Origin of the sequence: Pedobacter foliorum (genome assembly GCF_013266735.1) — a bacterium.
GTDB classification, from domain to species: domain Bacteria; phylum Bacteroidota; class Bacteroidia; order Sphingobacteriales; family Sphingobacteriaceae; genus Pedobacter; species Pedobacter foliorum.
This window is the reverse complement of sequence record NZ_JABSNU010000002.1, coordinates 505,671-529,139: the sequence shown is the minus strand read 5'-3', so window position 1 is coordinate 529,139 and position 23,469 is coordinate 505,671. Positions and strand designations below refer to the sequence as shown.

Genomic DNA, 23,469 nt, shown 5'->3' with positions numbered 1-23,469 from the left:
CTGTATTTAAGAATTAGATAAAATAAGGTTGATCGTATTTAATTCATCCTCACTAAAATTGGTATTTTCAAGGCATTTTAAAGAATCAGCAAGCTGCTCCGGTTTGCTTGCGCCAACCAATACAGAAGTAATTCTTTCATCGCGTAAAATCCACGATAGTGCCATGTGAGCCAATTTCTGTCCTCTTCCTGCAGCTATTTCATTCAGTTTATTAAGCTGAGCTAGTTTTGCATCGGTAATTTGATCACGTTGTAAAAATCCATGAGACTTTGCAGCTCTTGAATCTTCCGGGATACCTTTCAGATATTTATCCGTAAGCATTCCCTGTGCTAATGGAGAAAATGGAATACAGCCAACACCTTCATTACCTAAAAGATCTAACAATCCACCCTCTATCCAACGCTCATACATTGAGTATTTTGGCTGATGAATAAGGCATGGAGTACCCAGTTCTTTTAAAATTTGAATGGCGCGTGCAGCCTCTTCTGCCTGGTAATTAGATATACCTACATATAATGCCTTACCCTGACGAACGATCAGATCTAATGCAGCCATGGTTTCTTCAAGTGGAGTTTCCGGATCAGGACGGTGGTGATAAAAAATATCAACATAATCCAGTTCCATTCTTTTTAAACTCTGGTCCAGACTTGATACCAGGTACTTTTTAGAGCCCCAATCGCCATAAGGTCCATCCCACATCGTGTAACCAGCCTTACTTGAAATGATCATCTCATCTCTGTAACCTGCAAAATCGCGTTTTAGCAACTTACCAAAGTTTTCTTCGGCTGAACCTGGAGGCGGGCCGTAGTTATTGGCAAGATCAAAGTGGGTAATCCCACTATCAAAAGCAAGTTTTAATATGTTGCTGCAATTTTCTAATTGATCTACATGACCAAAATTATGCCATAGGCCTAATGAAATTGCTGGAAGTTTTAACCCGCTTTTACCGCAACGGCGGTATTGCATTTGAGTATATCGGCTTGGATTGGGTGTGTACGGCATATAATAGATAAAATATTCAGTAGCGGTTTTTGCCGCTACTGATATTCAAATAAATTACTACTTATTTAGCGTTTTTTTTCTCAGTAACTTCAGCACGAATTTCTTGAGCAAGAACTTTTAAATCTTGCATAGCTTTACGTACTCTTGTTCCAGCTGCGTTGTTGCCAGAATTGTAAAATTTCTCAGCATCAGCCTCAACAGAAGCTAACAATTCTTTAACTTTTGAAAATTTTTCCATGTTTTGATTTTTTAATTTATAAGCCAAATATATATTATTTTAGAAATAAACGCGCATAACTTCACTTCTATTGCACTTTTTGTACCCGAACTCTTTTTTTCGAAAACCTTTTCTTGGTTCCGGGGTTATTTTTTTAAGCAGGCTATACAAATGATTATGCTATGGGTAAAATTATACATGTTATTGAGGATGACGCAGATATCCGATTTATTGTTGAATACGTGCTATTAGAAGCCGGCTATGAGGTGACAACTTCTGGAACTGCGAAAGAATTTTATGAAAAAATAGGCATTCAGCACCCAGAATTGATACTTTTAGACGTAATGTTGCCTGATGGCAACGGTATAGATATTTGCAGGGCCTTAAAAAAAGATCAAAAAACCAGTCATATCTCCATTGTTATCATGTCGGCTCATGCCGCCGAAAGAGCCGTTCTGACAGAAGCCTGCGCTGACGGTTTTATCAGCAAACCCTTTGATCTGGATGACATGCTTAATTCTGTAGAAAAAACATTAAAAGGCATCCATCATTATGGCTATAAAAAACGATGAGAAAAAATTCCAATAATTAAAGAAAAAATTCCTATATTTGTTTTGTATTAGATAAAAGCATCATGGCAAATACACCAAAACCATATAAAACAAAATCAAAAGTATCAGTAGTTTCAGAGAGCGCTGTTATTGCTTCCTATCAATCATTGTATGGTAATCCAATCAGTGTGCTTACCAACTCTAAAAATGGGTTATCAGCAAAAGCAGCCATTGATTTTTTAAACCTTTCAGGTTTCACCAAAGAAGAATTTCAGGATACTTTTAAAACAAACGTAAAAACGATACAAAACTACGTTTCAAACTCATCAAAGCTAGATGCCGCCTTAAGTGAAAAACTGTTAAAGTCTTTTTCTCTTTTTGATAAAGGCATCGAAATCTTTGGTTCTGCAAAGCTTTTTCATCAGTGGTTAAACACCCCTTCTTACGGGCTTGGCAACCAAACCCCTTTTGATCTTATGGATACCATTACCGGTATTACACTAATTGAAGAAGAGCTAATCAGAATTGAACACGGTGATTTAGCTTAACTATGCAGGTATTTCGTATTGCTTTAGCTAAATACGCCACCAAACTATTTGCTTCGGGCAGAGCTGCACGCTGGAACCCTAACGATGTAGAGGTGATTTATAGTGCAGGCTCCCGTTCGTTAGCTTGCCTTGAAAACGTGGTGCATAGAAATCAAATAGGACTAAATCAATCGTTTCAGGTAATGACCATCGAAATTCCTGACGACATTAGAATCATCCCTGTAGACACTAAAAAGCTTCCGGCCGACTGGATTGAATACCACAACATCCCTTTAACCCAAAAAATTGGTGAAGATTGGATCAGCGATGGTAAATCTGCCATTTTAAAAGTTCCGTCTTCTATTATTATTGCCGAATACAATTACCTGATTAACCCCCTTCATCAAGATTTTAAATCAATCCGATTAATAAAGTCTGAGCCTTTTGTGTTCGACAGAAGAATTAAAAACTCTTAATTCACTTTACATCAACAGTAAATTGTGTAACCGTTAACACGGTACTTATAGGATGTTGCTAGGGCTTTTGGCCCTACCAAGGCCCTAGCAACACCCTAGCAAAGCCCTACCAACGCCCCCATAACAGAACTCTGCCTAAAAGTAAAAATCGGATCATTTTTCAATGTAAAAGCCGATTTTCTTTTGAAATAAGGAAAAAGGTGTCGACATTAGCATTCAATGAAATACCAAAAGAACATACAAAAAGCTATAATTGAAGCCTATAACAGGCATCAGTTACATGCGTATGCACTTTTTAAAAGGTTTTTTAGAGAAAACTATCCATTCGGTTTTAGTTTTCAAACCACTAGTAAGGACTTTATTAACTAAGCCCCGTATCATTTCGATTTTCTTTTTTCGATGCGGGGGTTAAAAGCACCTGATAAAAATCTGCTTTTTCTTTTTTTCAATTTTTAATGCGTTTTCAGCAGCAGCTGCATCGCGTATTTAACTTTTTGAAAAAATCCAATAAATATTATTTCACAAAACATTTAAGATCATGGAAACTAAATCATTGTCATTATCAAAAAGCGACTTTAAATTACTAAAGGAACATTTAGAGAAATCAAATATGAGCGCTTACAACAAAGAAAAACTACGTATCGAATTAAAGGAAGCCACTATATACACAGAAGAAGAACTTCCAGAGGATGTGGTGTGCTTAAAATCGGAGGCTCGTATAGCCAATACAAAAACAGGAAAAGAGTTTACCTTTAAATTGGTAATGCCCGAAGAAGCCAACATTAAAGTTCAAAAGGTATCAGTTTTTGCACCTATCGGGATTGCATTATTTGGCTACAGAACCAACGACATTATTACCTGGGAGATGCCAGACGGATTACAGGAATTTAAAATACTATCGGTAAGCAGGATGTAACTAACTCCTGCCTGCCATTGTTATCATTCTATGAGATAGATCTTTTCCGAGATACCTATCAATAATGCCATGCACAAGATATAGTATTGGAGTCATCAGGATGGCTACCACAAACTTATAAGTATAATTTACCAGACCAATAGCAGCAACCATTTGCCAGCTCCAGTGGTACTGAGGATTAAGATAAAAAGCAATAAAGATAACCACAAAGCTATCAATACACTGCGAAATTAATGTTGAACCGGTGGCACGTAACCACAAGGCCTTGTCGCCGGTAACTTTCTTTATTTTATGAAAAATGAATACATCAGCAATCTGACCTACCAAGAAAGCAACAATGGAACCTACTATGATCCACATACCTTGCCCAAATATACCGGCAAAGGCATTATTCATATTTAAAGATTCTCCATTAATGTTTTGTGTAACCCAAAAATCGGAAGGTTGCAAATGCATCGCTCCGCCTACAACAATGAATGCGTATCCTATTAAAGCGGCTGTTAAAATAGATAAATTACGAACTTGCTTTACCCCGAAATACTCATTGATAATATCTGTCATGATAAATATAATAGGCCAGGTTAAAACCCCTGCAGACATATTATAAGAAAGATTGGGCACCCCTAATAAATTAATATTAAACTTTTCGATGCCGAGAGTGCCTTCAACCGTAAAGATCTTTACACCTATAAACTCTGAAAGTATAGCATTTGCAACAAAGAAGCTCCCTAAAATGAGCAGTAGTCTGCTCTCTTTCGTTTTAAAAGTCATAGCCCAATGAAATTATTAAATAATTCCGATATAACGGGATAAATATTATTTCTATTTTCGCTTAAACATGATATCAATAAATTCAAAATTACCGACAGTTGGCACCACTATTTTTTCTGTGATGTCTAAACTAGCTGAAGAACATAATGCTATAAATCTATCGCAAGGATTTCCTGACTATGATTGTGATCCTAAATTGATAGATTTTGTTGCTGATGCCATGAAAAAAGGCTTTAATCAGTATGCTCCTATGCCCGGTTTACAATCGCTAAGAGAGCTTATTGCTGAAAAAGCAAATACACTATACGATGCGGTTTACAATCCTGAAACCGAGGTTACAGTTACTGCCGGTGGCACGCAAGCTATTTTCACAGCACTATCTTCGTGCATAATTCCAGGTGACGAGGTTATTGTTTTTGAACCGGCTTATGACTCTTACGCTCCTGCTATTAAATTACTGGGCGGATTGGTAAAACCTTATGAGATGGCACCGCCAGATTATGAAATAGACTGGGAAATGGTAAAGAAGTTGTTTACCGTGAACACCAAAATGATCATTTTAAACAGTCCGCATAATCCTACCGGCAGTATTTTAAGTGAAAAGGACATTAAAGCCCTCATTAAACTCACCAAAAATACAGACATCCTTATTTTAAGTGATGAGGTTTACGAACACATCATATTTGATGGTAAAAAGCATCATAGCATGGCTTTACACCCTGAACTTAGAGACCGGAGTTTTATTGTGGCCTCATTTGGCAAACTCCTACATACAACAGGCTGGAAATTAGGTTACTGCTTAGCTCCGGCAAACTTGATGAAAGAGTTTCGTAAAGTACACCAATTCAATGTTTTCAGCGTAAATACACCAATGCAGGTGGGTATTGCCAATTACCTTAAATCTCCTGAAACTTATACCGGATTATCTGATTTTTTCCAGGAAAAGAGGGATTTCTTCCGCTCTTTACTTGGCGAAACTAAATTTAAATTATTACCTTGCCATGGCTCTTACTTTCAATGTGTTAGCTATGCTCACTTGAATGATGAGAAAGATACGGATATGGCTCAAAAGCTTGTTAGGGAAAACGGAGTAGCCAGCATACCTGTTTCGGCCTTCTACATTAGAAATACAGATCATAAAGTTTTACGCTTTTGTTTCGCTAAAAAGCACGAAACACTGGAAAAAGCCGTTGAAGGACTAATGAAGTTATAATTTACATCCCTTTAAATTAGAATAATGGATCAACCAAATTACCTGAATATTAGCAATCTCAAAGTTACGATTTATCAGGCCTACCTATTTTGGGAAAATATAGATAAAAACTTACAAAACCTTGCCCTAAGGTTATCAATGGGGATAAAAGAAAAAACTGACCTGATTGTACTTCCAGAGATGTTCAATACAGGTTTTAGCATGAATGCTGAATCGCTTGCAGAAGAGATGAATGGAAAAACCATGCAATGGATGGCTCAAACAGCCGAGAAATATGAATGCGTAGTTACCGGAAGTTTAATCATAAAAGAAAACAATAAATACTATAACAGATTAATCTGGATGTTACCAGACGGCACTTTTAGTCATTATGATAAACGTCACCTTTTTGGATTAGGCGATGAAGACAAAAACTATGCTCCCGGTGAGGACAAAGTAATTGTAGACCTAAAAGGCTGGAAAATACGTTTGGCCATTTGCTATGATCTGCGTTTCCCGGTTTGGTTGCGCAATCAGAATGCAGAGTATGATATTTTGCTATTAATAGCAAGCTGGCCGGATAAAAGGTCGAGTCATTGGAATGCACTTATTCCTGCTCGCGCTATCGAAAATCAAAGTTATGTAATTGCAGCAAACAGGGTTGGTCATGATGGCAAAGAAGTTTACCATAGTGGTCACTCTCAATGTATTGACCCAATGGGAAAAACTATTTACTACAAACCTGAAGATGAAGATCTATACACCTTCAGCATAGGTTACGAGGAATTGGTTAAAACTCGCCGTAGTTTTCCTTTCCTAAGAGATGCCGATAATTTTAAAATTATTTAGTTACTTTAACACTACAATGTTTAATCGTAGAAAATTCATAAAAACAACAGCAATATCAGCTTCGCTACTTGCTATTGATAAAAAAAGTATTGCCGGAATTATTCCGACCACATCGGCTTCTGTTGATGTTAAACCTATTGTAATCTCTACCTGGGATTTTGGAATTGCAGCTAATCAGGCCGCTTGGAAAGTACTTTCCAAAGGCGGAAGAGCTTTAGATGCTGTTGAACAAGGCGTACATGTACCAGAAGCTGATCCAAAAAATCAGTCTGTAGGTTATGGTGGCTTGCCAGACAGAGATGGCCATGTTACGCTTGATGCCTGTATTATGGACGAGCAAGGTAATTGCGGCTCTGTAGCTGGTCTTGAATACATTATGCACCCAATTTCTGTTGCCAGATTGGTAATGGAAAAAACGCCGCATGTTATGCTTGTTGGTGATGGTGCACTTCAATTTGCTTTGGAAAATGGTTTTAAAAAAGAAAACTTATTGACCAAGGAAAGTGAAAAAGCCTGGAAAGAATGGCTTAAAACTGCAAAATATGCTCCGGTAATGAACATAGAGAACAAACTTTACCAAAAGGCTGCTCCCACTAAATTACCTGGAAATCAATACAATCACGACACCATAGGTATGCTGGCTATTGATGCCAAAGGCAATATCTCCGGTGCTTGTACTACCAGTGGAATGGCTTACAAACTACATGGCCGTGTTGGCGACAGTCCGATAATTGGTGCTGGCTTGTATGTTGACAATGAGGTTGGTGGTGCTACTTCTACCGGAGTTGGCGAAGAGGTGATTCGTAACGTTGGAAGTTTCTTGGTTGTAGAACTGATGCGCCAAGGTTATTCACCGGAAGATGCTTGCAAAGAAGCGGTTATGAGAATCATCAAAAAGAAACCTGAAACTGCAAAAGTAATACAGGTAGGCTTTCTTGCCATCAATAAAAAAGGTGAATACGGCGCTTACGCTATTCAGAAAGGCTTTAGTTATGCCGTTTGTACTGAGCAGAAAGATGACCTGTTAATTCCCGGAAAAAGTTATTATTAAGATTTAGTATCATGGTAAATATGGAGGTTTGCGCCAATTCCGTAAGGTCTGCTCTTGCAGCTCAGGAAGGTGGCGCAATTAGGGTTGAGTTATGCGATAATTTACCTGAAGGCGGTACAACGCCAAGCTATGCTCAGATTGCATTAGCTAAAAAAACATTATCAATAAAGGTATATCCAATTATACGTCCACGTGGCGGCGATTTCTTGTACTCAGAGTTGGAGTTCAATTTAATGAAGGAAGATATAAAAATCTGTAAATCATTAAATTGCAATGGAGTAGTTATTGGCATTTTAAAGGCCGATGGCAGTGTAGACAAGGAAAGATGTGCAGAGCTGATTGAAACAGCGAAACCAATGCCTGTAACTTTTCATAGGGCTTTTGACATGAGCAACGACCTTGAAAAGGCACTGGAGGACATTATTGAGTTGGGTTGCGAGCGCATCCTTACATCAGGAGGAGAAGCTTCGGCACTTAAAGGCGCTGATGTACTTGCCAAGCTAATTAAACAAGCTGAAGGCAGAATCATTATTATGCCGGGCGCAGGTGTTTCAGCAAGTAATATTTCTGACATCATTAAAATAACAGGCGCTAAAGAATTTCATGCCTCTGCAAGGCATGCTGTAAAGAGCGAAATGCAGTTCAGAAACCCCAGATTGAGCATGGGAAGCATAGCCGATGAGTTCAGTTACGATCTTACTGATAGTGAGACTGTAAAAAATTTAATCGAGCTAGCAAACAAACCTGCGGAATAATCCGCTCAAAACCTTATCTTTGCGCCACTGATGAAGCATATACGTAATTTTTGCATAATTGCACATATTGACCACGGGAAAAGCACCTTGGCTGACCGTTTGTTAGAATATACCGAGACGATTTCTCAACGCGAATCGCAGGCCCAGTTATTGGATAACATGGACCTTGAGCGCGAACGAGGCATTACTATTAAAAGTCATGCCATACAAATGAACTATAAGGTAGGTGATATTGAATACAATTTCAACCTGATTGATACACCTGGACACGTTGATTTTTCTTATGAAGTTTCTCGTTCTATCGCAGCTTGCGAAGGTGCACTACTTATTGTTGATGCATCTCAGGGAATTCAGGCACAAACCATTTCAAACTTATATCTAGCTCTAGAGCACGATCTTGAAATTATTCCGATTTTAAATAAAATGGATTTACCTGGGGCAATGCCTGAGGAAGTAAAAGACCAGATTATTGATCTGATCGGCTGTAAGCGCGAAGATATCATTCCTGCATCTGGTAAAACAGGTTTGGGTATTCCTGATATTATTCAAGCTATTGTAGACCGTGTTCCTGCTCCTGTTGGAGATCCTGAAGCACCTTTACAGGCTTTGATTTTTGACTCTGTTTTTAATCCTTTTAGGGGAATTATTGCTTACTATAAAGTAATAAACGGTCAAATTAAAAAAGGTGATAAAGTTAAATTCATTAACACAGGTAAACAGTATTTAGCTGACGAAGTTGGTATTTTAAAACTGGATATGTCGCCTCGTGCTGTAGTTAAAACCGGTGATGTGGGTTACATTATTTCCGGTATTAAAGAAGCTCGTGAGGTAAAAGTTGGTGATACAATTACTACTGTTGACAGACCATCTTTAGAGTCGATTCAAGGTTTTGAAGAGGTTAAACCAATGGTTTTCGCAGGTATTTATCCTGTTGATACTGATGAATTTGAGGAATTACGTGAGGCAATGCACAAGTTGCAATTGAATGATGCTTCTATCGTATTTGAGCCGGAAAGTTCTGCTGCCTTAGGTTTCGGTTTCCGTTGCGGTTTCTTAGGAATGCTGCACATGGAGATTATTCAGGAACGTTTAGAGCGTGAATTTGATATGACGGTTATTACAACCGTACCCAACGTATCATACGTTGCACATACTACCAAAGGTGAAGAAGTTATTGTAAACAATCCTTCAGATTTACCAGATCCAAGTAAATTGGATTCTGTTGAAGAACCATTTATCAAAGCAAACATCATTACTAAAGCTGAATTTGTTGGCCCGGTAATGTCACTTTGTATCCAGAAAAGAGGAATTATTGCAAATCAATCTTACCTGACTTCTGATCGTGTAGAGCTTGTTTTTGAGATGCCTATGGGAGAGATTGTTTTTGATTTTTATGATAAATTAAAAACGATTTCTAAAGGTTATGCTTCATTTGACTACCATCAGATTGGTTACCGCAAGTCTGATCTGGTTAGATTAGATATGTTGTTAAATGATGAACCAGTTGATGCTTTATCTTCATTGATTCACCGTAGCAACGCTTACGATTTTGGTAAGAAAATTTGTGAAAAACTAAGAGAACTAATCCCTCGTCAACAATTCGAGATTAAAATACAAGCGTCTATTGGTGCAAAAGTTATTGCCCGTGAAACGCTTAGTGCCTTACGTAAGGATGTTACCGCAAAATGTTATGGTGGTGATATTTCTCGTAAACGTAAGCTCTTGGAAAAACAAAAACAAGGTAAAAAACGTATGCGCCAGGTAGGTAATGTGGAAATCCCACAAACTGCATTTATGGCGGTATTGAAATTAGATTAACTTTTAAATTAGTACTTAGTAGATAGTATTTAGTACTTAGACATAGCTCGAATATGCAGCTAGCCTAAGTACTAAATACTGCCGACTAAATACATAAGCACGATATACTAGGATGAAATTACTTGACGGAAAATTTGTATCAGAGAAAATAAAACAGGAAATAGCAGTTGAAGCTGCAGATTTTTTAGCAACTAGTGGCAGAAAGCCTCATCTGGTAGCCATACTTGTAGGTAATGATGGTGGAAGTGAGACTTATGTTGCCAGTAAAATGAAAAACTGTGAAAAAGTTGGCTTCCAGTCTTCACTGATCAGATACGATGTTACTGTTACTGAAGAAGAATTATTACAAAAAGTTAAAGAAATTAATCAGGATGCTGGTGTTGACGGTTTAATTGTTCAACTTCCATTGCCTAAACATATTGATCCTGAAAAGGTAACTGAAGCTATCGATCATCGTAAGGATGTGGATGGTTTTCACCCTATCAATTTAGGTCGCATGATGCGTAATTTACCATGCTTCATTCCTGCTACGCCTTATGGCATTATGCTAATGTTGAAATCTTATGAAATAGATACAGTTGGTAAACATTGTGTAGTTGTTGGCAGAAGTAATATTGTTGGTAGCCCAATGAGTATTCTTATGGCGCGCAATGCAAATCCTGGCAACTGTACTGTGTCTCTTACACATAGCAGAACTACTAACTTAAAAGAAATGTGTTTGCAGGCTGATATTATTATTGCTGCTATTGGCAAAAAGAATTTCATCACTGCTGATATGGTTAAACCTGGTGCTATTATTATAGATGTGGGTATGAACAGAGAAACTTCTGAAACTACCAAATCGGGATACAAACTATATGGAGATGTTGATTTTGACAACGTTGCTCCTGTATCTTCTTGGATTACTCCTGTACCGGGCGGTGTTGGCTTAATGACCATTGTTGGTTTATTAAAGAACACACTTGCTTCTGCTAAAAAAGAAATTTACGGGTAATTAGGCCTGTTATTATTAACACACTCGTCATCCTGAATTTATTTCAGGACCTCGCACTAGCAAGGCTTTCTTTCTCTTGAGAGGTCCTGAAATAAATTCAGGATGACGAGTGTACTGTTAATTAACCCTTATTTCCCAAACAACTTTTTAATCCAGCTTTCTTTAAAGCCTACATAAACCCCATCAGATCTTGTTTCTATTGGGTAAATATCTATGTAATCGCCCTGCCCCTCACCTCCTCTTCCGTTTTCAAGGTTATATTCCCAACGATGAATTGGACAAATGAGGTTTCCATTTTTACACCAACCTCCGCTTAAAATACCACCGGCATGCGGACAAGTGTTTTGTACTACAAAAAGTTTTTCTTGATGTTTTACCAGGCAGAGCTTTTTACCATCTACATTAATCTGCTTCACAAATTCCTCATCGGGTATTTCTGTCTCTATTTTATGCCACTTCAAAATCGAACTCTATTAAATTTTAAACAACTATTTTAAAATCAATGATTAAAATAATCATGATTTCTTCACAGATAGGTCATTTATATCTGCTCAATATACATATAATCTAATTTCCCTCGGATATTTATTTAACTTTGCAACCCTATATATGGCACATCAAATACCAGCAGACGGCACACTACTTCCTTTAATGGAAGAGTTTTACACAATACAAGGAGAAGGATTTAATACCGGTAAAGCAGCTTATTTTATTCGTTTAGGCGGTTGTGATGTGGGTTGCCACTGGTGTGATGTAAAAGAAAGCTGGGATGCAGAACTTCACCCACTTACTTTATCTGATGATATTGTTACCAAAGCGGATACATTTCCAGGAAAAGCAGTTGTGATTACCGGTGGTGAACCTCTGATATATAATCTTGATTACCTTACTAAGCGTCTTCGTGAGAAAAACATATTGACTTTTATTGAGACTTCGGGCGCATACCCGCTATCCGGTGAATGGGATTGGATTTGTCTTTCACCAAAGAAGTTTAAAGCACCAAGACCTGACATTACTCCTTTCGCAAATGAGCTTAAAGTAATTGTATTTAACAAAAGTGATTTTGAATGGGCTGAGAAATATGCAGAGACAGTTTCGGATACTTGTAAGCTTTACCTGCAACCGGAATGGTCTAAATCAAAAGAGATTACTCCTTTGATTATTGATTATGTAATGGCCAATCCTAAATGGGAAATTTCTTTGCAAACACATAAATATTTAAATATACCATAGGTTTTCGGGCTATTTCGCTATATTTAATATTCTCGTTAATATAAGCGTCAATGAAGAAAACGTTGCTCACATCCTTCTTATTCTTTATAATAATATATGTCGGTGCGCAAACCAGCAATGTAAAAAAGGCGCAAACCAATTTTGATAAAGCTCAGGAATTTTTAAAGCAGGATAATTACGACCTTGCTGTTTCTGCTTTACAGCAATCGGTAAAAGACGATCCTTCTTTTCAATTTGCCTTTATACAGCTTGGCGACATTAATCGCAGAACCAAGAACTTTGAAGCAGCTAAATCTGCTTATACAAATGCTTTAAATCTTGGTGCAGAAAAAGCTGATCCCCGATTATTTTATGGTTTAGCAGAATCCGAGTTAAACACCGGTGATTATTCTAATGCATTACAACATATCAACGTCTTTATTAAAAACTACAAAGGCAATGATAAAGACTTTATTAACAAGGCTAGCAAATACCTTAAAGATTGTGAATTTGCCGTTTTAGCAATAAAATCTCCTCAAAAATATGAGCCTGTTAATCTCGGAAAAGAAATAAATTCAAGCTATAGAGATTACTTCCCATCTATCACTGCAGATGGCGAAAGCTTAATTTTCAGTAGAAATATTGATGGAAACGAGGACTTTTATATCTCGCATAAAGTAAATAAAGAATGGAATACTCCTACTCCATTAAGTGATAAAATTAACACCTCAAAATTCAATGAGGGCGCACAATCAATTTCTCCAGATGGGCTTTACTTGTTTTTTACTGGATGTAACAGGCCAGATGGCCTAGGCAGATGCGACATTTATGTCAGTCATAAAGATGGTAATAACTGGGGTGAGCCTTTTAATCTTGGTGCTCCTTTAAACTCTCCATTCTGGGATTCGCAGCCTGCAATTAGCCCTGATGGTACCACGCTGTATTTTGTAAGCAATAGACCAGGAGGCTTAGGTGGTTATGATATTTGGAAAAGCACACTAAAAGGCGATGGATATTGGGATACCCCTAAAAACCTTGGTCCGGAAATAAATACACCATACGATGAGCATACTCCATTTATACATCCTGACGGAAAAACGCTTTATTTCTCATCTGATGGATGGCCAGGATTAGGAAACAAAGATATTTTTTTAAGCAGACTAGATGATACAGGTCATTGGGAAAAGCCGGAAAACATGGGCTACCCGATTAATACGTTTAACGAGGAGACCGGCTTAATTGTAACTCCAGATGGCACAGAAGGTTTGTTTTCTTCTAACTTAAAGGGAGGATTTGGAGATATGGACATCTACCAATTCAAAATGCCTGAAAACAAAAAGCCACTTCCAATTACTTATGTAAAAGGGATTGTAAAGGATAAAGAAACGGGGGCATTTTTGGAAGCACAGATTCAGATAGTGAATCTAAAAAATGAGAAAACAGAATACAACGACTATACTTCTAAAGAAACTGGAGGCTTCCTTGCCGTAATGCCAATTGGAGGAAATTATGCCTTTAATGCTAGCGCTGATGGCTATCTGTTTCATTCTGAAAATTATGAATTGAACAATTCCTATACGAATAAACCCTTTGTGCTAGAGATTTTACTTGAAAAGCTAAAAGTAGGCACCAATGTAATCCTGAAAAACATATTCTTTAATACCAATCAGTATAATTTGCTGCCTGCATCTGTTACTGAGCTAACAACTCTTGTTAATCTGTTAAAAAACAACACAAATGTCAGTATCGAAATACAAGGGCACACCGATAATGTTGGAAATGTGAAAGACAATGAGAAACTATCTATGCAACGTGCAAAAGCAGTTTATGATTATTTATTAGAGAATAAAATAGCAGCTGAGAGACTAACCTACAAAGGATATGGCGAAACAAAACCCATCGCCCTTAACAACACTGATGAAAATAGAAAGCTAAACAGGAGAACCTCTTTTATAATAAGTAAGTTATAATAACTTCTTTAACAACCCCCATAAAAAAAAGCGGTTAGATAACCGCTTTTCTTACTCTTATTAGTTTAACCAAAAGGTCTTCCAGTAGATCGAGGTGCAACATATTAGCACCATCTGATTTTGCATTTGCAGGATCCGGATGCGTTTCAATAAACAAACCATCTGCTCCTACTGCAATTGCAGCTTTAGCAATAGTTTCTATTAATGCTGGTTTACCGCCTGTGACTCCGCTGCTTTGATTTGGTTGCTGTAATGAATGCGTACAATCCATCACAACAGGCACTCCAAAAGATTGCATTTCAGGCAAGCCACGATAATCTACAATAAGATCCTGATATCCAAAAGTATTACCTCTATCGGTAAGGATTACTTTATTGTTACCTGCTTCAACTATCTTTTCTACAGCAAACTTCATTGATCCAGCTGATAGAAACTGACCTTTTTTTACGTTTACAACTTTATTTGTTTTTGCAGCTGCAATTAGCAAATCAGTTTGTCTACATAAAAAGGCTGGAATTTGCAATACATCAACATAAGCAGCAGCCATAGCGGCTTCAGCACTTTCATGAATATCTGTTACTGTTGGTACACCAAAAGTTTTGCTTACTTTCTCTAATATTTTAAGTGCCTTTTCATCACCAATACCTGTAAAGGAATCTCCTTTAGAACGGTTGGCTTTGCGGTAAGACCCCTTAAAAATATATGGTATTTGTAGTTTATCTGTTATTGTAACTATCTTCTCGGCTATTCTCATGGCGATTTCCTCGCCTTCTATGGCGCAAGGCCCGGCCATTAAAAAGAAATTACCTGATTCTTGATTTTTTAAATTATCTAAAGGGAAATTGATCATTGTTGTTTTTGTTGTTAGTTACCTAGTTCTGACATGAATTTAATACGCATAAGCTGTATTTCTTCACGCGAATAATCTGCCTCTCCAAGCTCTTTTAACGCCTCATCTATAGAGTCGTTCTCTGCAGACTGGAAATAGTCAAATACTTCATCCTGACGGTCCTCATCTATCACCTCATCTACAAAGTAGCTTAGGTTAAGCTTAGTACCAGAGTTTACAATTGCCTCAACCTCTTTAAGGATATCATCATAAGTGATACCTTTAGATTTAGCAATATCCTCAAGTCCAATTTTCCTATCTATGTTCTGAATGATAGAAACTTTCAGTTGAGATTTATTAGCCTGTGTTTTAATGATCAGGTCAATCGGGCGCTCAATATCATTATCTTCTACATACTTTTTGATGAGTTCAAGGAAAGATCCTCCGAACTTAAGTGCTTTACCATGGCCAACTCCGGAGATCTGCTTAAGCTCCTCCATTGAAATTGGATAATGGGTACACATTTCTTCAAGCGAAGGGTCTTGAAACACAACAAACGGAGGTACATTCTTTTGCTTAGCTATTTTCTTTCTCAGATCTTTAAGCAATTGCAGTAACTGAGCATCTACTGCTCCAGTGCCGTGCTTAACATCATCCTCATCATCATCTGCTGCGCTTTCAATTGGCTCGTTTAGAACAAACTTAAGGGAGTATGGGTTTTCAATAAAACTCAATCCACCATTAGTTAATCCAAGCAGACCATAATTATCGATATCTTTTGATAGGAAGTTATTTAGAACAGCTTGTCGTATAAGCGATTTCCAATGGTTCTCGCCTTCTACAACTCCTAAACCAAATTCAGGAAGCTTACTATGTTCATAAGCAATTGTTTGTGCGGTTTCATTTCCTAAAATAACGCTCAATATATGTGCATCATCAAACTTCTCTCCTATTTTCTTGATCAGTTTTAACAGAACCAGTAATGATTCTTCTGCTTCAAATAGTTTTTTTGGTTTCTTGCAGTTATCACACATACAATTACAACCGGTTTCATTAAAGTTCTCTCCAAAGTAATGCAGGATTTGCTTTCGACGGCATACTCCAGATTCGGCGTAATCAATTACTTCCTTTAATATCTGAGTTCCTATTTCGCGTTCAGATACAGGTTTGTCCTTCATGAACTTAGCAAGCTTATCTACATCCTTTTGAGCGTAAAAAGCAATACAAATTCCTTCACCACCATCACGTCCGGCTCTACCGGTTTCCTGGTAATAACCTTCCATACTCTTAGGTATGTCGTGGTGGATTACAAAGCGAACATCAGGTTTATCTATCCCCATACCAAAAGCAATGGTGGCTACAATAACCTCTGCATCCTCCATAAGGAACTTATCCTGTGTTTCGGCTCTAACCTTGGGTTCTAAGCCCGCATGATATGGGAGGGCTTTAATACCGTTAAGGTTCAAGGTTTCAGCAACCTCTTCCACCTTTTTACGACTAAGGCAATAAATAATACCCGATTTACCGGTATTATACTTTATATACCTGATGATCTCTTTAATAACATCCCTCTTAGGCCTGATCTCATAAAATAAGTTTGGCCTGTTAAATGATGATTTAAACAAGGTGGCATCAGACATTTGCAGGTTCTTAATGATATCCTGCTGAACTTTAGGTGTTGCAGTTGCGGTTAAGGCTATAATTGGAATATCTTCGCCCAAACCCTGTATCACCTGTCTTATCTTTCGGTACTCAGGTCTAAAATCATGTCCCCACTCAGAAATACAGTGAGCTTCATCAACCGCCACAAAAGAAATCTTAATCAATTTTAAGAAATCAATATTGTCTTGCTTAGAAAGTGACTCCGGGGCAACATATAACAATTTTGTTTGTCCGCTTAGTAAATCACTTTTAACCTGAGTAATTTCAGCTTTATTTAAGGAAGAATTTAGAAAGTGTGCGATACTATCACTTCCTCCAAATGCCCTTAACTGATCCACCTGATTTTTCATCAGTGCAATTAATGGCGATATTACTATAGCAGTTCCCTCTTCCATCAAAGCTGGCAACTGATAGCAAATGGACTTCCCCCCACCCGTAGGCATTATAACAAACGTATTCCTTTTTTCAAGAATATTTGTGATGATAGACTCCTGATCACCTTTAAAATTATCAAAACCAAAAAAGGTTTGTAAGTTGTCAAACAACGACTTTTTCACATCCATTTCGTGTATAAAATATTCAGTGCTATTTTTACTTCAAAATAACATAATTTTGCACAAATTCAAAGCATCAATATACTAAATAATTCTGTTTGAAAAGTAAAAAATCTATTATCGACGACGCTGTTAGCACTTTACAGTTGGAAGCTCAGGCTATTTTAGGCTTAATTGAGAACATAAATGACGATTTTGTTAAGATTATTGACCTGATTATAGCTAGTGAGGGGCGTGTAATTGTAACTGGAATCGGCAAAAGCGCCATTATTGCGCAAAAGATTGTAGCAACTTTTAACTCAACAGGCACTCCGGCAATCTTTATGCACGCGGCAGATGCAGTGCACGGAGACCTCGGAATGATCCAAAAAAACGACATTGTAATCTGTATATCTAAAAGCGGAAATACTCCTGAAATTAAAGTATTAACTCCGCTGCTTAAGCAGGCCGGAAACGTAATGATCGGTATGGTTGGTCAGCTGAATTCTGATCTAGCCATGCAGGCAGATTTTATATTGAACACATCAGTAGAAAAGGAAGCTTGTCCTCACAACCTTGCTCCTACAACAAGTACTACTGCCCAGCTAGCCATGGGTGATGCATTGGCTATTGCTTTGTTAAATTCACGTAATTTTAATGAAGATGATTTTGCACGCTACCACCCTGGTGGAGCACTGGGTAAAAGGCTATACTTAAAAGCAGGAGATATTGCCCTGAAGAACGAGAAACCAAGTATTCATCCATCTGCCTCTGTTAAAGATGTGATAATAGAAATTAGTCAAAACCGTTTGGGTGCTGTTGTTGTTATTGAAAACAATGAGATTTTGGGGATAATTACTGATGGTGATATTCGTAGAATGTTAGAAAAACATTCTAATTTAGCCGACATTAAAGCGAGCGACTTAATGAACCCTAATCCAAAAAAGGTAGAAAAGGAGATTTTGGCCATGACCGCTTTAGATATGATTAAGGATAATAACATTACGCAACTATTGGTTACTGATAATGGAACCTATTTTGGCATGATACATTTTCACGACCTTTTACAGGAAGGTATAATTTAAAGATACTGTAACATCAGATATGAATAATAACAATTACGCTTTAATAATGGCTGGTGGGGTTGGAAGCCGTTTCTGGCCTGTTAGTAGAACAGAATATCCTAAGCAATTCATTGATTTTTTCGGTGTTGGTAAAACACTAATACAAAGTACATACGAACGTTTCTTAAAAATCTGTCCGCCAGAAAATATATTTGTAGTAACAAACGAAATATATACTCACATCGTAAAGGAGCAACTTCCTGATTTGAATGAAAATCAAATTCTGGCAGAACCTATTATGAGAAATACAGCTCCTTGTATCTCTTATGGATCAATGAAAATTGCTCAAATTAACCCAAATGCCACTATCGTAGTAGCACCTTCTGATCATACTATTACTAATCAGGATGCTTTTATTGCGGCTATCGAACAATCGTTAAAGGCAGCATCTGAAAATAACTGCCTGATTACGTTAGGGATAAAACCGAGCAGACCTGACACAGGATATGGTTACATACAATACACAGGAAGTTCTTTAAAAACCGATGAACAAATTCATAAAGTAAAAATCTTCACTGAAAAGCCCAATTTAGACCTGGCAAAATCCTTTGTTCAAAGCGGCGACTTTTTATGGAATGCAGGTATTTTTATCTGGTCAGCTAAATCTATAAATGAGGCCTTTTCTAAGCATTTGCCTGATATGTATGAGATATTTCATCAGGGAAATGGCCTATATAATACAAATAACGAAATTGAATTTATCGGAAATGCATACTTGCAATGCACCAATATCTCTATCGATTTTGGCATTATGGAAAAGGCAGACAATGTTTACGTACTTCCTGCTGATTTTGGCTGGTCTGATCTTGGAACATGGGCTTCAATATATGACATTGCAGAACACGACTATGTTGGTAATGCGGTAATTCCATCAGAAAAAGTGATGATGTTTAACTCATCTAACTGTATGGTGAACGTTCCAAAAGACAAATTGGTTATTCTGCAAGATTTACATGACTATATTGTTGTTGAATCAAACAATACACTATTAATTTGCCCGAGATCTGAGGAACAAAGCATAAAACAAATTGTTGCTGATGTAAAATCTAAGTTCGGAACAAAATACATTTAACTTACTAAATTATAATCTTTTAACACATCCGGATCTGGCTTAAACCAAATCCGGATGTGTTGTTTTATTTACATCAATTTTACTGTTGCAATGTCTAATTTTTTATATGGAATTGATTTCGGGACAACCAATTCTGCCCTATCAATTTATGATGAAGAGAAAAAGGAAATCATAAAAACCATTATTGTCCCTTCAATACTTTATTTTCAAAGTGAACAAAGTGCCACCGAGCCACTTAAATATGTAGTGGGTGACCAAGCTATTTCAGAGTACATTAAGGACGGTATGAAAGGCCGATTTATGAAATCAATAAAACGTATTCTGCCAAGAAGTAGTTTTATTGAAACCAGGATCCACAACAAAAAGTACAATGCCTCTGATCTTGTTACGTTGATTTTAAAAGAATTAAAAGAAAAAGCAGACGAGGTTATAGGTTATGATTGTAAAAAAGCAATCATTGGCCGCCCTGTTTTTTTTGACGATGACAATACCGCTAAAGATGCCCTTGCGCAAAAAAGGTTAAACAAAGCAGCTGAAAATGCCGGTTTTGAAGAGGTGAGATTCCAATTTGAACCAATAGGTGCTGCTTTCGCCTATGAGAAGACAATAACCAAAAAAGAAAAAGTACTGGTAGCAGATTTAGGCGGAGGAACAACTGACTTTACCTATTTGATACTTGACCCAGCCAAAGTTGGCGATAAAGATAGAAGAAACGACATTATTGCTACTGGTGGTATTTATATTGGTGGTGACAGCTTCGATTCGGCATTTATGTGGGACAAAGGAACCCCGCACTTTGGAAAACACACCTTGTATGAGGCAGCTCCCGGAAAAATGCTGACTGTCCCTGTTTCCTTGTTTGCCAATATCTGTTCGTGGGAGCAAATGAACTTTTTTAATGGTATTAAGATTAAAAATGATCTTCAAAACTATTATCACTACTCTAAACAGGATAGAAAATTCAAGAACCTACTTACGCTTACTGATAACAATCTTGGATACTCCCTTTTCCAATCGGTTGAAAAAACTAAAGTAGAATTATCTTCACTCGAGGTTTCACAATTTCAATATTCAAAAATGGATATTGAAATTAACGATGAGATATCCATAGATCAATACAATGGCATTATCCAAAAGGATCTTAAAAAGATAAGTGCTTACCTGGATGATTTTCTTTTGAATAATCAGATAAGTATAGATGAAATTGATAGTCTTTTCTTAACGGGCGGAACATCCATGGTTTCGGCTATTAAGGAGCTCTTTAAAACAAAATTCCCAAATACACCAGTGCATTCGGGAGATAATTTTATTAGTGTGGCTAAAGGCTTAGCCTATAGCGGATATTTATTTGAAGAGCCTGTATCATAAGATCAGGCTCTTTATAAGATTTCTTATCCTTGCGAACGTTGTCTTATTGCTTCATACAAAATAACACCTGCAGAAACTGACACGTTTAACGAACTGATTTCGCCAATCATAGGTATTTTAGCCAAATGATTAGCCATTCTCATGATTTCATTTGAAATACCTTCATCCTCAGCCCCCATTACAATAGCCGTTGGTGTTGTATAATCCGGAACATATATTAAATCGTTCGTTTTCTCTGTACAAGCCACAATTTGCAAACCACATTCCTGTAAATACAAAGCTATTTTCTGAAGATTTGGATGTCTGCATACCGGTATGGTAAATAAAGCTCCTGCTGATGTTTTAATAGCATCAGCATTGATTTGCGCAGAATTTTTAGTTGGTACAACTATAGCATGAACGCCAGCACACGCTGCAGTTCTAGCTATCGCTCCCATATTTCTTACATCCGTAATTCCATCAAGAATCAACACCAAAGGTGTTTCTCCTTTTTCGTAAATCATAGGAATGATGTCTTCAATTTTTTGAAAAGTAATTGATGAAATTACAGCAATTACACCTTGATGATTCTTTTGAGTCATCCGGTTCAATTTCTCTACTGGAACATTATGTACCGGTGCATCAACCTCTTTTAACAGCTGTTTTAGCTCCAGTATAATCTCACCAGTCAAATTCCTTTGTATATAAATAGTCTCTATATCTTTACCAGCCTTAATAGCCTCTATTACTGCACGTATACCAAATACGAACTCATTATTTTCTTTAGGTCTGGCAGACCTTCTTGAGTTTTCCATCTTCATAAAATTGAAGCGCAAAAATAGCTCAAAAATTGCTATTAATTTAACCTAATTTTTATGAGCGAGTGTTTTGCTTATCAACATCTTGCTGTTAGCAAATTATTCAAATTCATAAGAGACATACCAAAATGAAAGTATTTTAGTTGTGGGAATGTTCATAAAGAATTTAAGAAGGGACCTAATTTTTGCCTATTTTTGTATCCATGAGCAGCGATAACGGAACACAAGGACAAGATAAGGCAAACTTTACAGCGCGTAAAAATAGATTAAGCAATTCTATGACTACGATGGGGAAAATCCCACCTCAGGCTATTGACCTTGAAGAAGCCGTTCTTGGTGCATTAATGCTTGAAAAAGACGCATTATCGACTGTAATTGATATTCTAAAGCCAGAAGTATTTTATCATGAAGGGCACAAAAAGATTTTTGAAGCCATTCAAGGGCTTTTCCAGAAGTCTAAGCCAGTAGATATTTTAACTGTTACTTCTGAACTAAGAACGCTGGGACAATTAGAAATGATTGGTGGCGCATATTATATTACCAACCTAACGAACAGGGTAGCTTCTGCTGCTAACATAGAATTCCACGCACGTATTATTTCTCAAAAGTATATCCAGAGAGAACTAATCAGAATCTCTTCGGAGATTATCCAGAATGCTTACGAGGATACTACCGATATATTTGATTTGCTGGATCATGCAGAAAAAAACTTGTTTGATATTGCTCAAAACAACTTAAGAAGAGATACTCAAAAGATGGATGAGATTGTAAAGCAATCTTTAGCCACTTTAGAGGCGCTTCGCGGCAAGAGTGATGGTTTAACAGGTGTTCCATCAGGCTTTACCGATCTTGATCGTATTACAGGTGGATGGCAACCTTCAGATTTAGTAATTATTGCGGCTCGTCCGGCAATGGGTAAAACTGCATTCGTTCTAACCTGTGCACGTAACGCAGCTGTACAATTCAAAAGACCTGTTGTAGTATTCTCATTAGAGATGTCGTCTGTTCAGCTGGTAAATCGTTTGATTTCCGGAGAAACTGAGATTGAGCAAGAGAAAATCAGAAAAGGAAACCTCGCGGAGTGGGAATGGCAACAACTTCATAGCAAAATAGGAACTTTAACAGAAGCTCCTCTATTAATAGATGATACCCCTGCGCTTAACATCTTCGAATTTAGAGCTAAATGCAGAAGGCTAAAATCTCAATATGATTTACAACTAATCATCATCGATTATTTGCAGCTAATGCATGGTAAAGGAGAAGGACAAAGTGGTGGTGGCAACAGGGAGCAGGAAATTGGTAGTATATCAAGAGCGCTTAAATCTGTGGCCAAAGAACTAAATGTACCTGTACTAGCGTTATCGCAGTTAAGTCGTGCGGTGGAGAGTAGACCGGGTGTGAACGGAAAACGACCAATGCTATCAGATTTACGTGAATCCGGATCTATTGAGCAGGATGCCGATATGGTATTATTCTTATACAGACCGGAATATTACGGTATCACAGAGGATGAGCAAGGGCGATCACAAGCTGGTGTTGGTGAGGTAATTATTGCAAAACACCGTAACGGTGAAACCGGAATTGTGCCACTACGCTTTATTGGTAAGTATGTGAAATTTGCGGATTTGGAAGAAAGTTTCTCTGCACCTACCTCATTCTCAATGGATAGCCCTGGTGCCGGAATGCACCCTTCACAAGATTTTGACAGACCTGCAGGAAACGTGATCATTAAACCATCACGCATGGATGACATGCATGATGAAGATGCACCTTTCTAATAAGA

Annotated in this window: 23 protein-coding genes; 16 read left to right on the top strand and 7 right to left on the bottom strand. The window is 37.4% G+C overall.

The annotated features are described in order from the left end of the window. Positions 1-6: 6 nt before the first annotated feature. Both mgrA and HQN83_RS06050 read right to left on the bottom strand, forming a co-directional pair. Complete coding sequence (gene mgrA / locus HQN83_RS06055) at positions 7-1,002, bottom strand: L-glyceraldehyde 3-phosphate reductase (protein WP_173089429.1); 996 nt, start codon at positions 1,000-1,002, stop codon at positions 7-9. Positions 1,003-1,063: 61 nt separating this feature from the next. After that, the gene (locus HQN83_RS06050; RefSeq protein ID WP_048905246.1) at positions 1,064-1,240 is read right to left on the bottom strand and encodes a hypothetical protein; all 177 of its coding nucleotides are present in this window, start codon (positions 1,238-1,240) and stop codon (positions 1,064-1,066) included. Between the two features lie 161 nt (positions 1,241-1,401). Here HQN83_RS06050 and HQN83_RS06045 point away from each other — a divergent pair, with 161 nt between their 5' ends. The 4 genes from HQN83_RS06045 to HQN83_RS06030 all read left to right on the top strand — a co-directional run bounded on the left by HQN83_RS06045 (position 1,402) and on the right by HQN83_RS06030 (position 3,689). After that, a complete protein-coding gene (locus HQN83_RS06045; protein ID WP_173089428.1) occupies positions 1,402-1,791 on the top strand; it encodes a response regulator transcription factor in 390 nt (129 codons plus the stop codon). A 62-nt stretch (positions 1,792-1,853) separates the two neighbouring features. Further along, positions 1,854-2,318, top strand: a complete 465-nt coding sequence (parS, locus tag HQN83_RS06040) for a type II RES/Xre toxin-antitoxin system antitoxin (RefSeq protein ID WP_173089427.1) — start codon at positions 1,854-1,856, stop codon at positions 2,316-2,318. A gap of 2 nt (positions 2,319-2,320) precedes the next feature. Then, positions 2,321-2,773 carry an RES family NAD+ phosphorylase gene (locus HQN83_RS06035; protein WP_173089426.1) on the top strand — a complete coding sequence of 151 codons (453 nt, stop codon included), beginning with the start codon at positions 2,321-2,323 and terminating at the stop codon, positions 2,771-2,773. Between the two features lie 538 nt (positions 2,774-3,311). Beyond that, the gene (locus tag HQN83_RS06030; protein WP_173089425.1) at positions 3,312-3,689 is read left to right on the top strand and encodes a GreA/GreB family elongation factor; all 378 of its coding nucleotides are present in this window, start codon (positions 3,312-3,314) and stop codon (positions 3,687-3,689) included. Here HQN83_RS06030 and HQN83_RS06025 read toward each other — a convergent pair whose 3' ends face one another. Then, complete coding sequence (locus HQN83_RS06025; RefSeq protein ID WP_173089424.1) at positions 3,690-4,460, bottom strand: queuosine precursor transporter; 771 nt, start codon at positions 4,458-4,460, stop codon at positions 3,690-3,692. Positions 4,461-4,527: 67 nt separating this feature from the next. On the opposite strand from HQN83_RS06025, the gene HQN83_RS06020 reads away from it, so the two are divergent. From HQN83_RS06020 to HQN83_RS05995, 6 genes are all read left to right on the top strand, one after another. Beyond that, positions 4,528-5,673, top strand: a complete 1,146-nt coding sequence (locus HQN83_RS06020; protein WP_173089423.1) for a methionine aminotransferase — start codon at positions 4,528-4,530, stop codon at positions 5,671-5,673. A 24-nt stretch (positions 5,674-5,697) separates the two neighbouring features. Then, the gene (locus tag HQN83_RS06015; RefSeq protein WP_173089422.1) at positions 5,698-6,501 is read left to right on the top strand and encodes a nitrilase family protein; all 804 of its coding nucleotides are present in this window, start codon (positions 5,698-5,700) and stop codon (positions 6,499-6,501) included. Between the two features lie 16 nt (positions 6,502-6,517). Continuing rightward, on the top strand, positions 6,518-7,552 hold the full coding sequence (locus HQN83_RS06010) for a N(4)-(beta-N-acetylglucosaminyl)-L-asparaginase (protein ID WP_173089421.1): 1,035 nt from the start codon (positions 6,518-6,520) through the stop codon (positions 7,550-7,552). 11 nt (positions 7,553-7,563) lie between these two features. Beyond that, complete coding sequence (locus HQN83_RS06005) at positions 7,564-8,307, top strand: copper homeostasis protein CutC (RefSeq protein WP_173089420.1); 744 nt, start codon at positions 7,564-7,566, stop codon at positions 8,305-8,307. Positions 8,308-8,337: 30 nt separating this feature from the next. Continuing rightward, a complete protein-coding gene (gene lepA, locus HQN83_RS06000) occupies positions 8,338-10,125 on the top strand; it encodes a translation elongation factor 4 (RefSeq protein ID WP_173089419.1) in 1,788 nt (595 codons plus the stop codon). 112 nt (positions 10,126-10,237) lie between these two features. Beyond that, entirely contained in the window at positions 10,238-11,119 is an 882-nt protein-coding gene (locus HQN83_RS05995; protein WP_173089418.1) for a bifunctional 5,10-methylenetetrahydrofolate dehydrogenase/5,10-methenyltetrahydrofolate cyclohydrolase, read from the top strand. 128 nt (positions 11,120-11,247) lie between these two features. On the opposite strand, the gene HQN83_RS05990 is transcribed toward HQN83_RS05995, so the two are convergent. Next, the gene (locus HQN83_RS05990) at positions 11,248-11,580 is read right to left on the bottom strand and encodes a Rieske (2Fe-2S) protein (protein ID WP_217277337.1); all 333 of its coding nucleotides are present in this window, start codon (positions 11,578-11,580) and stop codon (positions 11,248-11,250) included. A gap of 148 nt (positions 11,581-11,728) precedes the next feature. Between HQN83_RS05990 and HQN83_RS05985 the strand changes: the two genes are divergently transcribed. Next, positions 11,729-12,352 carry a 7-carboxy-7-deazaguanine synthase QueE gene (locus HQN83_RS05985; protein ID WP_173089417.1) on the top strand — a complete coding sequence of 208 codons (624 nt, stop codon included), beginning with the start codon at positions 11,729-11,731 and terminating at the stop codon, positions 12,350-12,352. Between the two features lie 50 nt (positions 12,353-12,402). Then, a complete protein-coding gene (locus HQN83_RS05980) occupies positions 12,403-14,301 on the top strand; it encodes an OmpA family protein (RefSeq protein ID WP_173089416.1) in 1,899 nt (632 codons plus the stop codon). A gap of 34 nt (positions 14,302-14,335) precedes the next feature. Here HQN83_RS05980 and kdsA read toward each other — a convergent pair whose 3' ends face one another. Both kdsA and recQ read right to left on the bottom strand, forming a co-directional pair. Beyond that, positions 14,336-15,151: a 3-deoxy-8-phosphooctulonate synthase gene (gene kdsA, locus HQN83_RS05975; protein WP_173089415.1), complete on the bottom strand. Its 816-nt coding sequence runs from the start codon at positions 15,149-15,151 to the stop codon at positions 14,336-14,338. Between the two features lie 14 nt (positions 15,152-15,165). Then, a complete protein-coding gene (gene recQ, locus HQN83_RS05970; RefSeq protein ID WP_173089414.1) occupies positions 15,166-17,355 on the bottom strand; it encodes a DNA helicase RecQ in 2,190 nt (729 codons plus the stop codon). 89 nt (positions 17,356-17,444) lie between these two features. Here recQ and HQN83_RS05965 point away from each other — a divergent pair, with 89 nt between their 5' ends. The 3 genes from HQN83_RS05965 (at position 17,445) to HQN83_RS05955 (ending at position 20,889) form a co-directional block, all read left to right on the top strand. Continuing rightward, positions 17,445-18,410, top strand: a complete 966-nt coding sequence (locus tag HQN83_RS05965) for a KpsF/GutQ family sugar-phosphate isomerase (RefSeq protein WP_173089413.1) — start codon at positions 17,445-17,447, stop codon at positions 18,408-18,410. A 19-nt stretch (positions 18,411-18,429) separates the two neighbouring features. Continuing rightward, positions 18,430-19,521, top strand: a complete 1,092-nt coding sequence (locus HQN83_RS05960; RefSeq protein WP_173089412.1) for a mannose-1-phosphate guanylyltransferase — start codon at positions 18,430-18,432, stop codon at positions 19,519-19,521. 90 nt (positions 19,522-19,611) lie between these two features. Continuing rightward, positions 19,612-20,889, top strand: a complete 1,278-nt coding sequence (locus HQN83_RS05955) for an Hsp70 family protein (protein ID WP_173089411.1) — start codon at positions 19,612-19,614, stop codon at positions 20,887-20,889. Positions 20,890-20,912: 23 nt separating this feature from the next. On the opposite strand, the gene rlmB is transcribed toward HQN83_RS05955, so the two are convergent. Further along, the gene (gene rlmB / locus HQN83_RS05950) at positions 20,913-21,683 is read right to left on the bottom strand and encodes a 23S rRNA (guanosine(2251)-2'-O)-methyltransferase RlmB (RefSeq protein WP_173089410.1); all 771 of its coding nucleotides are present in this window, start codon (positions 21,681-21,683) and stop codon (positions 20,913-20,915) included. A gap of 206 nt (positions 21,684-21,889) precedes the next feature. Between rlmB and dnaB the strand changes: the two genes are divergently transcribed. Further along, positions 21,890-23,464 carry a replicative DNA helicase gene (dnaB, locus tag HQN83_RS05945; RefSeq protein ID WP_173089409.1) on the top strand — a complete coding sequence of 525 codons (1,575 nt, stop codon included), beginning with the start codon at positions 21,890-21,892 and terminating at the stop codon, positions 23,462-23,464. Positions 23,465-23,469 lie beyond the last annotated feature (5 nt).